The sequence below is a fragment of the Arthrobacter sp. DNA4 genome, from assembly GCF_024362385.1.
Taxonomy (GTDB): domain Bacteria; phylum Actinomycetota; class Actinomycetes; order Actinomycetales; family Micrococcaceae; genus Arthrobacter.
The window spans coordinates 3,840,550-3,852,929 of the sequence record NZ_CP101466.1; the positions used below are offsets into that span (position 1 = coordinate 3,840,550).

Genomic DNA, 12,380 nt, shown 5'->3' on the forward strand with positions numbered 1-12,380 from the left:
GTAGAAGGTCACGGTTCAGTAGTTGGCCACTCCCAAGTAGATGACCACGGTTCAGTAGGGGCTGGCCCATAGACTGGCCGTATGCCGCACAATCCGCACGCAACCTTTACCGTGGACTCCGCCGTCGAACTGGCTGTGATTGAACGCAGCGGCTTTGTGGAGTCGCGGCACATCGGTTCCGCCGTCCTCCTGTCCGCCGACGGCGCGGTGGTGACCGAGCTGGGAGACATCACTACGCCCATCTACGCCCGGTCCGCATTGAAACCGTTCCAGGCACTGGCGTCCATGCAGTCCGGCGTTCCGCTGCGTGGCGCCCAGGTGGCCATCGCGTGCGGAAGCCACACAGGGTCCCTGGACCACATGGACGTGGTGGCGGGAATGCTCAAGGCGGCCGGCGTCCGCGAAGACCAGCTGCAGTGCCCCGAAGCGTGGCCGCAGGACGAAACGGCCCGGAACTGGCTGGTGCGCTCCGAGAAGGGGAAGTCGCGGCTGGCCTACAACTGTTCCGGAAAGCACGCCGCTTTCCTCTGGGCCTGCACCGAGAACGGGTGGGACACGCACAGCTACCTGGAGCCCAACCACCCGCTGCAGCAGCGGGTTCGCAGCGTCATCGAGGAATACACCGGCGAGAAGATCGCCCATCTGGGGATTGATGGCTGCGGTGCCCCCGTGGCGGCGGTTTCCCTCAAGGGCCTGGCCCAGGCGTACTCACAGCTGGCCAAGGCCCCGGGCGACCAGAGCTTCAGCGCCAGGGCCGCCACCATCGCCACGTCGATGCTCGATTACCCGTGGGCCGTTCAGGGCCGCGGCGAAGCCAACACCGTGGTGATGGACGAGCTGGAGGTCATCGCCAAGATCGGGGCCGAGGGTGTCCTTGCCATGGCCACGCCCCAGGGGGTTTCGGTCGCCGTGAAAATCCTGGACGGGAACATCCGGGCGACGTCGCTGGTGGCCCTGACCTTGCTTGCCGCTGCCGGGGCCGTGGAGATCCCGGGGGTTGCCAGCGCCTTGGAGAAGGTGGTGGAACCCGTACTGGGCGGCGGCCGGCCGGTCGGCAAGATCCGGTTGGGGCCGGCGGTTTCGGCCCTCCTGGACTGACACCCTTCTCCACCCGACGCGAAAGGAAGACTGAGAGCATGGCCGTAGCCCGCCGTCGTATTGACGTCCAGGAAGGCAAGGCAGCGCTGAAGGCATGGCTGGAAGGTGCGCAGCCGCCGTCGGGCGCTCCCCTGCCGCGGACCGTCCTGGCCACTGCCGTGCGGTACTCCCTGGAGGAGCTGACGGCGCGGGCTCCGGGCAACTCGGTCGAAGTGCGGGTGCCGCCGTTTGGCGTCACCCAGTGCGTGGAGGGCCCGCGGCATACGCGCGGCACCCCGCCCAACGTCATTGAGTGCGACGCCGCCACCTGGCTTGCCATGGTTACCGGCAGGATGGCATGGGCGGACGCCGTCGCTGCCCACAAGGTGGCGGCGTCCGGCCTGCGTGCGGACCTCTCGGCCCTGCTCCCCCTCTAACCTGCCGCCGCCCGCGGGGTGGCTACCCGCGTCCGATGAAGGGCATGCCCGCGGCGGTGACCACGAGCGAGCCCACGCTGGCCGAGGCCGGCATGTTGGCCATCATCAGCACCGCGCGCGCCGCGTCCGCCACCGGGAACATCGGTTCCACCTTGCGGCTGCCGTCCGCCTGCAGCGCCCCGGAGCCGACGCCGATGGTGTCCATGATCTCCGTGGCCGTGTTGCCGATATCGATCTGTCCGCACGTGATGCCGTAGCCGCGGCCGTCCAGATCAATGCTCTTGGTCAGCCCGGTCATGGCGTGCTTGGTGACGGTGTACGCCACGGTCCGGGGCCGGGGCGAATGGGCCGAGATGGACCCGTTGTTGATGATCCGCCCGCCCTGCGGCTCCTGGGCCTTCATGGCCCTGACTGCGACCGCCGCACACAGCATGGATCCGGTGAGGTTCACGGCCAGCGTTGCGTTCCAGTCCTCCAGGCTGATTTCGTCCACACTGGCCGCCGGACCAAAGACACCGGCGTTATTGAACAGCACGTCCACCCGCCCCCACTGTTGCCGGGCCGCCTCGAAAAGCCGTTCGACGTCGTCGGGCCGGGTGACGTCGCAGGGCACCACGAGCGCGTCCGGGCTGCCGTCCGCGGTTTCCTTCAGCTGCGCCTCCCGGCGGCCGGCAAGTGCCACGCGGTAGCCGTCCGCCAGCATCTGCCGGGCGACCTCCCGGCCGATGCCGGATCCGGCCCCGGTGACGACGGCTACTCTTCGGACCTGCTGGGGGGTGCTCACGGTGTCCTCCTGGCTCAGAGCTGCGCCGGCACGGCCGGCGTGTTCAGTGGCCAGCCTATGACGGTCTTGGGCCTTGGGGCAGCGAAGGTCCGCACCTTGGAGGTGGACAGGCGCATCCGGACCAGGGATTCAGCGATGGTGACCGCGGAGGCCACTCCATCCACCACGGGAACGCCGGCCCGCTGCCGGATCTGTTCATCCAGCCCGGCCATGCCGCCGCAGCCCAGGACAATGACCTCGGCCTTGTCCTGGGTGACCGCCAGCATGGCCTGGTTAATGATGGCTTCCACGGCGCGGTCCGGCTCCTCCTCAAGCTCCAGCACGGCCATGCCGCTGGCCCGGACTGACGCGCACCTGGCGTCCAGCCCGGCCAGCTTCAGCCGGTCCTCAATGAGGGGAACCGTGCGGTCCAGGGTGGTGACCACGGAGTACTTGTGGCCCAGGAACATGGCCGTACTGGCGGCGGCCTCCGTGATGTCCACCACCGGCACGTCCAGGAGCTCCTGCAGCCCTTCGCGGCCATGTTCGCCGTAGCCGGCCTGGATAACGGCGTCGAACGGCTCCGGGTAGGAAGTGACGGCATCCATGACGGCGATGGCAGCCAGGTAGCTTTCGAAGTTTCCTTCGCAGGAGTCCGCGCCAAACCTCGGGGTGATACCGACGATTTCCGTCCCGGCAGCGGCCACGCTGCGTGCAGAGGCCGCAATCGAATCTGTCATCGACTCGGTGGTGTTGACGTTTGCGACGAGTATGCGCATGGGGTGGTTCCTTAGGGGGTGGGCTCAGTGGGTGCTGGCGACGGCGATGGCCTCGCCGTCTTGGTCCACGAGTCTTTGGTTGCGGTCGGCGATGAAGAAGTAGAGCGTCGCGGCGATGCCGGCGGCAAAGAACCAGGCGAAGGGCGCCGCGGCGGCCAGCCCCGGAACGAAGGCGATCAGGAGGGCCAGGACGGCAGCGGGAACCATGGCGATGATCGCCCTGGGGTTGACGCCCTTCTTGTAGAAGTACGCCCCGTCCGGGGACGCCGTATAGAGTTCCGGCACGTTGACCATGCCACGCCGGATCAGCCAGTAATCAGCCATGACGACGCCGAACAGCGGGCCGAGCAGCGCACCGAGGCCGCCGAGGAAGTACACAATGACCAATGGGTTGTTGTAGAGGTTCCAGGGCAGGATGAGAAGGCCGATCGTGGCGGAGACCATCGCCGCCTTGCGGAAGTTGAGCCGTTTGGGGAACAGGTTGGTCAGCGCATACACGGGGGCCACGAAGTTGGCCATCAGGTTCACTGCGATCGTAAGGATCAGCAGGGCAAGGCAGGCCAGGACCAGGAACAGCGTGTTGGGGATGGTCTGGACGATATCCGACGGGCTCTTAATGATGGTGCCGTTGATCTTGAACTGGCCGCTTACCATCACCACCACAATGGCTCCAAAGAGCAGCATGTTGATGGGAATGCCCCAGAAGTTGCCGCGCACTACAGCCTTCTTCGAGACCGCGGAGCGGGTGAAGTCGCAGAAGTTCAGGACGAAGGTGCCGTAGATGGACACCCACAGGGCGCCGCCGGCGAAAATAGTGAGCCACATTTCCGGCCCTTCCAGTGCCTTGTCCGAGGACCAGGCGATGCTTCCTCCTGCTTCCACGAAGATCCAGACGGCCATCGCGGCCATGGTGGCAAGGATGACGGGGCCGGCGAAGGCCTCGTATTTGCGGATCATTTCCATCCCGAAGCTGACGATCACCAACTGGACCACCCAGAGGGTCACGAATGCCATCCAGCCCAGCGTGGACAGGCCCAGGATGGAGTCTTTGTCCAAGTCTGCCAACGCAGGAAACATGGCTACGAGCATCACGCGGAACACCACGGAAGCGAGGTACGTCTGGATGCCGAACCAGGCCACAGCCACGGCACCGCGGAGGAGGCTGGCAATCTGCGCTCCCCTGATACCAAAGCTGATGCGGCTCATGACCGGAAAGGGAACACCGGTTTTGACGCCCATGAATCCGGAAAGCGTCAGGAGTCCGAACAGCAGCGCCGCCCCGATGCCGAGCGCCATGAGGATCTGCCACCCACCCAGTCCCAAGGCGAACAGTCCAATGGCAAAAGCGTAGTTGCCCAGGCTGTGCACGTCATTCGCCCAGAGGGTGAAGATGCTGTAGCTGGTCCAGCTGCGGCCGGCGCGCTTGGTGGGGGCAAGATCGGAGTTATACAGGGAAGGGCTGATGGCCGTGCCAGAGGCGGCGCTGGCTGATTCGCAGAGGGCTTTAACGCTGCCGGAGGGATGTCCTGCAGGAGCGGACGGCACTGTCACGCCCTGCTCCGCATCAACGCCCGCCGTGGGAGGGGTTTGCATAGGGGTCTCAATTCTTTGGAGTTTTCCGCGTGGTGAGGCCGACCTGGGTCGTTTCTGTTATTCCACATTGCGGAAACGAGATATTGAATAGTGAAATAAGAGTATGACCTGGGTCACTGCCGGTCAAGTGTTGCCGTCGTATTCAAACGGTCACAATGCGTTCCTTCAGGGGCGCGCGCGGCAATCATCGGTTTGGTGGCACCCATCACGTTGACCGACCGGCAGCCTCCCACTAATCTCATCTAGCAATAATGTTTTCTCACATTACGAAAACAGTGCCTAACGCATTCAAAGACGAAAAGAGGCTGCCGTGGCTGCAGGAGAAGATACCTCCCATATCCTCAGCGGGTTGACTAACCAGCTGCCTGATCGTGATCCGGAAGAGACTGCCGAGTGGGTTGAGTCCCTGGACGCGTTGATCAGGGAACAGGGCACCGAGCGTGCCCAATACATCATGCGGAGCCTGCTGCAGCGCGCCGGCGCGCAGAGCGTGGGGGTGCCGATGGTGACCACCACCGATTACGTGAACACGATCCCGGTGGACCAGGAAGCTGCGTTCCCGGGCAACGAGGAGTTCGAGCGCCGGTACCGGGCGTACATGCGGTGGAACGCCGCGGTCATGGTGCACCGGGCGCAGCGGCCCGATATCGGGGTCGGCGGGCACATCTCCACCTACGCCGGGGCCGCGACCCTGTACGAGGTCGGGTTCAACCACTTCTTCCGCGGCAAGGACCACCCCGGCGGCGGGGACCAGGTCTTTTTCCAGGGCCACGCCTCCCCGGCATGTACGCCCGGGCATTCATGGAAGGACGCCTGTCCGAGGAGGACCTGGACGGGTTCCGGCAGGAAAAGTCCCGCGAGGGCCACGCCCTGTCCTCCTACCCGCACCCGCGCCTGATGCCGCACTTCTGGGAATTCCCCACGGTGTCCATGGGCATCGGGCCGATGAACGCGATCTACCAGGCCCAGAACAACCGCTACCTGCACAACCGGGGCCTGAAGGACACCTCGGACCAGCAGGTCTGGGCGTTCCTGGGCGACGGTGAAATGGACGAGCCCGAGTCCCGGGGCCTGCTGCAGCTGGCAGCGAACGAGAACCTGGACAACCTGAACTTCGTGATCAACTGCAACCTCCAGCGCCTGGACGGCCCGGTGCGCGGCAACGGCAAGATCATGCAGGAACTCGAAGCGTTCTTCCGCGGCGCGGGCTGGAACGTGATCAAGGTCGTCTGGGGCCGGGAGTGGGATGACCTGCTCACCCGCGACACCGACGGGTCCCTGGTGAAGATCATGAACGAAACCGTCGACGGGGACTACCAGACCTACAAGGCCGAGTCCGGCGGGTTCGTCCGCGAACACTTCTTCGGCAAGACCCCGCAGACCAAGGACCTCGTCGCGGACCTCACCGATGACCAGATCTGGAACCTCAAGCGCGGCGGCCACGACTACCGCAAGGTCTACGCCGCCTACAAGGCCGCCACCGAATTCAAGGGCAAACCCACCGTCATCCTCGCCCACACCGTCAAGGGCTACGGCCTGGGCCCCAGGTTTGAAGGCAGGAATGCCACGCACCAAATGAAGAAACTGACGGTTGAGGATCTCAAGGACTTCAGGGATTACCTGCGCATTCCCATTTCGGATGAACAACTCGACGCCGACCCGTACCGTCCTCCCTATTACCACCCGGGTTTTGATGCGCCCGAGATTGCCTACCTCCTTGACCGGCGGAGGGCGCTGGGCGGTTCTGTTCCCGAACGCCGCGGCGAACACCAGGCAGTTGACCTTCCCGACGCTAAGTCCTACGAGGTGGCCAAGCGCGGTTCAGGCAAACAGATGGCCGCGACCACCATGGCGTTCGTGCGCCTGCTCAAGGATTTGCTGCGCGACAAAAAGTTCGGGAACCGGATTGTGCCCATCGTGCCGGATGAGTCACGCACCTTCGGCATGGATGCGTTCTTCCCGACCGCCAAGATCTACAGCCCGGCCGGGCAGAACTATCTGTCGGTGGACCGGGACCTGGTCCTGGCCTACAAGGAATCCCCCGCAGGGCAACTGATCCACCCCGGCATCAACGAAGCCGGCGCCGTGGCAGCATTCACCGCCGCCGGAACCTCCTACGCCACCCACGGCGTACCCCTGGTCCCGGTCTACGTGTTCTACTCCATGTTCGGCTTCCAGCGCACCGGCGACGCCTTCTGGGCCGCCGGCGACCAGATGACCCGCGGCTTCATCATCGGCGCCACCGCAGGACGGACCACCCTCACCGGCGAAGGCCTCCAGCACGCCGACGGACACTCCCCCTACTCGCCTCCACCAACCCCGCCGTCCTCACCTACGACCCCGCCTACGGCTACGAAATCGCACACATCGTCCGCTCCGGCCTGGAACGGATGTACGGGGAAGAGTCCGGGGGACACAGGGGCGACAAGAACGTCATGTACTACCTCACCGTCTACAACGAACCGATCGTTCAGGCCGAGCCCGAGGACCTCGACGTGCAGGGTGTGCTGGGCGGCATCTACCTGCTCGCCCCGGCCAAGATCGACGGTCCCCGCACCCAGATCCTTGCCTCCGGCGTCTCCGTGCCCTGGGCCATCGAGGCCCAGCGCGTGCTGGCCGATGACTGGAACGTCTCCGCCGACGTCTGGTCCGTGACCTCCTGGAACGAACTGCGCCGCGACGGCCTCGCCGCCGAAGAGGAAGCCTTCCTCAACCCCGGCCAGCCCGCCCGCGTCCCATTCGTCACCCAGCAACTCGAAGGCGCCACCGGCCCCATCGTCGCCGTCTCCGACTACATGAAAGCCGTCCCGGACCAGATCCGGCAATTCGTCCCCAACGAATACGCCACCCTCGGCGCCGACGGCTTCGGCTTCTCCGACACCCGCGCAGCAGCCCGCCGCTTCTTCAAGAACGACACCCACTCCATCGTGGTGAAAGTCCTGCAGATGCTCGCGGCGAGGGGCGACGTGGAGGAGGGCGCGCCGTCGTACGCAATGGACCGCTACAAGCTGCTGGATGTCAATGCCGGCACCACCGGTGGGGCGGGAGGCGACGCCTGAGCATTGCTCCCATAGGGTGCAGCTATGGGTGAAAGTGACGGGACCGGTTCAGCGGGGATGAGGACCACCGGGGTGGTGCTGGCCGCAGGTGCAGGCACACGCCTGGGTTTGGGCCCAAAGGCCTTGCTTCCGTACCGGGGGCGACCGCTGGTGGAGGCTATTGCCGGAGCACTGCTCGCCGGCGGCTGCCGGGAGGTGGTGGTGGTCCTCGGTGCAGGCGCGGCCCAGGTTGAAGCTGCCGCCAGGCTGGACGGCTGCCGCGTGCTGACCAACCCTGAATGGGCGTCAGGAATGGGAAGTTCCTTCCTGCTCGGCACCCAGTCCGCGGACCCGACAGACCACCTTCTGATCGCGTTGGTGGACCAGCCGGGCCTGACGCCGGAATCCGTGCACCGCCTGTTGTCCTCCCACCGCCCTGGGCGGGTCACCGCGGCCGCGTACCGCCGTCGTGATTCCAACGACGGCGGTCAGGCGGCACTCCGCCGCGGGCACCCCCTGCTCATCGACACCTCCCTCCGCGAAGCTGTTTGCGCAACGGTGACGGGTGACGCCGGGGCCCGCGGCTTCCTGCGCAGCCACCCGGACCTTGTGGACGAGGTGGATTGCAGCGATCAGTCCACCGGAGAGGACGTGGATACGCCGGACCAGCTCGGCCTTCTCCAGTAGCACCGAAGCTGGTCAGGCGTGAGTGCGCAGGAACCGGTCAAGGGCATCCTCCCAAGGAGAGGTGCCATGCCGAACGAGGTCCATGCTGCCCGGCCACTTTCCGGCCAGCCACTTTCGGTCCGGCCAGCGTGGTGGTTCCCAGTCCTGGTGTTCGCTTTGGTAGTGGCGGCCGGTGGGTGAGGTCCAGCCGGATGGTTCGTTCTTGGTGGCGGGTGTGGGTTTCCAGGCCGTGGTGTGGCGGAGTTTGTGGTGTTTGGGGCAGGGCTGTCCCAGGTTGCTGATTCCGGTGGTGCCGCCCTTGTGCCAGGCGAGGATGTGGTCGGCGTCGTGGTCCAGGGAGTTGTTGCTGCAGCCCGGGAACGGGCACTTCCCGTCCCGCATCCGCAGCCACGCCCGCATGGCCCCGGTGACCCGGTAGCTTGTCCGGCCGATTTCCAATGGTGCCCCGTCCCTCGGGTCCACCAGCACCCGGTAGAACGACCCCGCACCGGAGGCCACGAGTGCCCGGGCCATTGACGGGGGATGGGGCCGTACCCGTCCAGCATCGCCGCCTCGTCGGTCAGGCCCATCAGGGAGAACACCGGGACGGTAACCAGCACCTGCGCCCGGATCGGCGCCTGCACCCGGTCCCGGGCGGCACCCGCACCGTCGGTGAAGCTGCCGCTGGTGCTGCCACTGCCGCGGGTGTCGCTCTGGTTTGGTGTGCCGTTGGTGAGGATCGCGTTGGCGAAGGTGTCCGCACGCAGCTGGGTCATGGTGCGGCCTTCATCGGGTCCCTGCAGGGCCCGGGCGGACGCGGTGAGCCGGTTCCACCCGGCCTGGGCCTGGTCCGCCGGCAGGTACGCGGACAGCCAGGCCATCCCGTCCTGGTCCGGCCGGAACTCCACCCGCCGGTCCGCGACCCCTTTGGCGTGGCGTTGTTCGATGGACCCGGCCTGGTGGCGTTCCTGCCAGGTGCGGGCCTTGGCTTTGAACCGGTGCGCCGGGAGCTGCCCCACCGGGCACCCCCGTGCCGGGTCCGGTGCGTCCGGGTCCAGGAAATGGGCTTCCAACGCCGCCGCCCCAACAGCATCCAGACACGCTGTCTCGTCCGCCATCACCACCGCGTGCTGCCAGGAGATCACCCCGGCCTGCAAAGCCTCCAACGTCCGCGGCAACGTCGCCGTGACAGCGTGCGAGGTGGCCAGGAACGAACCCGCCGCCCGCGGACCCAGAGCCAGCACACACCCGATCTCCGCCGCGACCGCCATCTCCTGTGCCTGCACCGGAACATCCGGGCCCGCAACAGCCGCGGCGCTCTCCGCGTACTTCACAGCGGCCCTGGCCTTCACCGCAGCAATCCCGGCCTCCACCTCCCGGGACCCGGCCAGAATGTCCAGGCAACCCTCCGCCAAACCAGCAAGAGGGTCAGCCGCAGAAAACGGCACCGCACCGGCCCCATCAACCACGGCACCAACCTCTGCATTCAGCACGGCAAGGGCAGCACGAATTTCCCCAAAAGCCCTCACCACCGCTGCCTTCCCCATAAACCCATCATGACAAGGGGGTCTGACAATCAGGATCCATAAGGGGAATTCAGCTCAGGTAAGCATCCCATGCTCCAGCAACTGCTCCAGCCCCTGTTTGAAGCCGGACCTGCCGCCGTGGGCGGGATGCCGGATCTTCGGTACGTCAAGGCCGCTGCGTTGCAGGCTGTGCTGGGCCACATTGCCCACCGCCACGATGGTACTGATGCCGAACAGTTCCGAAAGCTCCTGCCAAAAAGGCGTGCCGAGCTTGGTCTCGGAGGGCCTGGGCGTGCGGTTGGACAAGGGCCTGCCTGGTTGATGCGTGTGCCAGGGAAAGGCACTCCACAGCAGCGGAAGGAAATCCACTTCTTCCAGGACTTGCCAGAGCACGGTAGCGGTGGGCTCCGCGGCAACCCCCGCGGCTTCGGGCGGCAGCACGTAACCCTTGCCGGGACCGAAAAGCCCGAAGCTGTTGGCGGGCCCTCCGAGGATGACCCTGTTGGTGAAGGGCACTCCGGTGATACGCATGCCCCTGAAGCCCGGCGCCTCGCCCACCAGCAGTACCTTGGGCCGGCGGTCCAGCATCTCCTGCAGGTAGATCTCCAGGTTACGGCGGCGGAGCGCATTCTCCGGAACGGCGTGGTTGAAGAAATTGTTGGCCGCAGCACCCGTGTCAACGACTGCAAGCTGCTCAACGAATGCCGCGATGGCAGGAGCACTCATTCGCCCGGTTCTTCCAGGCGTGCGGCCAAGCGTTCGCACGCAGCCTGGTCAGCTCTCGCGAGGCGCGCCTTCTTAAGGTTCTCGCGCAGGATCCAGCGAACGTCCTTGTCTTGGCTCACGGCCCATTTCTCCAGGTACCCGAATCCCTTGTCCGGAGCGGCCGCGACGGCCACGCTCCAGCAGTATCCGAGCCCGTGGCGCAGCACGCGGAATTCCTCAGTTCGCCGCAAGCCGGGATCGGTTCCCGCAACGGCGGCGGTGATCTTGTCCAGGACGTCTACCGCCCTTCCTGCATCCTCGGGGGTGCGCAGCAGCCGGGGTTCACAGATTCCGGCAGCCACGGCGCGCTGCACCAGGGGTCCATCACCGAGCCACTCCACAGCCAGGGTCCACAATGCCGGCATGACCGCATCACCGAGCCTCTGCAGTGCCATGGCAACACCTTCGCGGACCCGCCAGCGATTGTCCGCAGCAAGGCCCCGTAATGTCTCCGCCGCCCCCGCCCTCAACAAGCAATCGGCCAAGGCCCACGGCACCGCACATGGCCCGGTATTCGTCCGGACTCTCCACACAGACCTCTATCAAACCGGGGTCCGCCACATCGGCAAAAGCCTCTGCCAGCTCAATGTTGCCGCGGGGACCGGGCAGTCCTGACTCAGCATCGAGATAGGCCAGCCATTGCCCGGCGGGGAGGGATGCCAGCACCGCCCTGTAATCAGACCGTTTGGTCACCGCCACACCTCCATGCCGCAGACTCGTGTTGCCCTTTGGGCTCTCCTACCAGCGCGGGTGGATGGCCTCGCGGAAGTAGTGGTCGTAGATCCAGCGGACGCCGTCGTCGAACTCTTTGCCGATGCTGACGGCAGCCGCGGCGGCGTTGGCACGGGCCTGTTCCACGTTGCGGGCGCCGGGAATCACGGTGCTGACCCCGTCCTGCGCCGCGATCCAGGCGATGGCGGCCTGGGCGGTGGTGGCGCCCTCCGGCACCAGCTGCTCGAACTCCTTCACAGCTTTCAGGCCCAGCTCGTAGTCCACGCCGGAGAAGGTTTCCCCGACGTCGAAGGCGTCGCCCTTGCGGTTGTAGTTCCGGTGGTCGTTCTCCGCGAACGTGGTGTCCTTGGAGTACTTGCCGGACAGCAGGCCCGATGCCAATGGAACGCGGGCAATGATGCCTACGCCTGCGGCTTTGGCGGCCGGCAGGACTTCGTCCAGGGGCTTGAGCCGGAAGGCGTTCAGGATGATCTGGACGGAAGCGGTTCCCTCGTGGCGGATCGCTTCCAGGGCTTCGTCCGTCCGTTCCACGGACACGCCGTAGTTGCGGATGGCGCCCTCGGACACCAGGGTGTCCAGCGCGTCGTAAACCTCGTTGTTGCTGTAAACGGGCGTGGGCGGGCAGTGCAGCTGAACCAGGTCCAGCGTGTCCGTTCCCAGGTTCTTCCTGGAACGGTCCACCCACTGGCGGAAGTTGGCCAGCGTGTAGTTTTCCGGCCGCTGTTCCATCCGGCGGCCCATCTTGGTGGCCACGGTGACCCCGAGGCCGGGGTTGTCCGCGAGGAACTTCCCGATGGCCTGCTCACTGCGTCCGTCACCGTAGACGTCCGCGGTGTCAAAGAAGGTGACTCCCGCTTCCACGGAAGCCGCGAGGATCGCCTGTGCCTGCGCCGGGTCCACGTTGCCCCAGTCCGCGCCGAGCTGCCACGTGCCGAGGCCCACAATGGACACATTCCGTCCGGTCTTGCCTAAAATCCGCTGTTCCATCCCCCGACTATATGCAA

At 65.9% G+C, this 12,380-nt stretch carries 9 protein-coding genes and 2 pseudogenes; 4 read left to right on the plus strand and 7 right to left on the minus strand.

The annotated features are described in order from the left end of the window. Positions 1 to 81: 81 nt before the first annotated feature. Both NMQ03_RS17760 and NMQ03_RS17765 read left to right on the plus strand, forming a co-directional pair. Positions 82 to 1,098: an asparaginase gene (locus NMQ03_RS17760; protein ID WP_255173274.1), complete on the plus strand. Its 1,017-nt coding sequence runs from the start codon at positions 82 to 84 to the stop codon at positions 1,096 to 1,098. A 38-nt stretch (positions 1,099 to 1,136) separates the two neighbouring features. Further along, positions 1,137 to 1,514 carry a sterol carrier family protein gene (locus NMQ03_RS17765; RefSeq protein WP_255173275.1) on the plus strand — a complete coding sequence of 126 codons (378 nt, stop codon included), beginning with the start codon at positions 1,137 to 1,139 and terminating at the stop codon, positions 1,512 to 1,514. Between the two features lie 22 nt (positions 1,515 to 1,536). Here NMQ03_RS17765 and NMQ03_RS17770 read toward each other — a convergent pair whose 3' ends face one another. Genes NMQ03_RS17770 through NMQ03_RS17780 form a run of 3 tightly spaced genes read right to left on the minus strand, consistent with a single transcriptional unit; the run spans position 1,537 to position 4,649 of the window. After that, positions 1,537 to 2,298, minus strand: a complete 762-nt coding sequence (locus NMQ03_RS17770) for an SDR family oxidoreductase (RefSeq protein ID WP_255173276.1) — start codon at positions 2,296 to 2,298, stop codon at positions 1,537 to 1,539. Positions 2,299 to 2,312: 14 nt separating this feature from the next. After that, the gene (locus NMQ03_RS17775; protein WP_255173277.1) at positions 2,313 to 3,056 is read right to left on the minus strand and encodes an aspartate/glutamate racemase family protein; all 744 of its coding nucleotides are present in this window, start codon (positions 3,054 to 3,056) and stop codon (positions 2,313 to 2,315) included. Between the two features lie 24 nt (positions 3,057 to 3,080). Further along, a complete protein-coding gene (locus NMQ03_RS17780) occupies positions 3,081 to 4,649 on the minus strand; it encodes an NCS1 family nucleobase:cation symporter-1 (protein WP_255173278.1) in 1,569 nt (522 codons plus the stop codon). 310 nt (positions 4,650 to 4,959) lie between these two features. Here NMQ03_RS17780 and aceE point away from each other — a divergent pair. Next, positions 4,960 to 7,708, plus strand: a pseudogene (gene aceE / locus NMQ03_RS17785) (pyruvate dehydrogenase (acetyl-transferring), homodimeric type). A 24-nt stretch (positions 7,709 to 7,732) separates the two neighbouring features. Then, positions 7,733 to 8,374, plus strand: coding sequence for a nicotine blue oxidoreductase (gene nboR, locus NMQ03_RS17790; protein WP_255173279.1), 642 nt, complete (start codon positions 7,733 to 7,735; stop codon positions 8,372 to 8,374). A 12-nt stretch (positions 8,375 to 8,386) separates the two neighbouring features. Here nboR and NMQ03_RS17795 read toward each other — a convergent pair. The 4 genes and pseudogenes from NMQ03_RS17795 to NMQ03_RS17810 form a co-directional block, all read right to left on the minus strand. After that, positions 8,387 to 9,900: pseudogene (locus NMQ03_RS17795) on the minus strand (DUF222 domain-containing protein). A gap of 54 nt (positions 9,901 to 9,954) precedes the next feature. Beyond that, a complete protein-coding gene (locus NMQ03_RS17800) occupies positions 9,955 to 10,605 on the minus strand; it encodes a uracil-DNA glycosylase (RefSeq protein WP_255173280.1) in 651 nt (216 codons plus the stop codon). Beyond that, positions 10,602 to 11,039: a hypothetical protein gene (locus tag NMQ03_RS17805; RefSeq protein WP_255173281.1), complete on the minus strand. Its 438-nt coding sequence runs from the start codon at positions 11,037 to 11,039 to the stop codon at positions 10,602 to 10,604. Before NMQ03_RS17805 ends, NMQ03_RS17800 begins: the two co-directional genes overlap by 4 nt. A gap of 343 nt (positions 11,040 to 11,382) precedes the next feature. After that, positions 11,383 to 12,363: an aldo/keto reductase gene (locus NMQ03_RS17810; protein ID WP_255173282.1), complete on the minus strand. Its 981-nt coding sequence runs from the start codon at positions 12,361 to 12,363 to the stop codon at positions 11,383 to 11,385. Positions 12,364 to 12,380 lie beyond the last annotated feature (17 nt).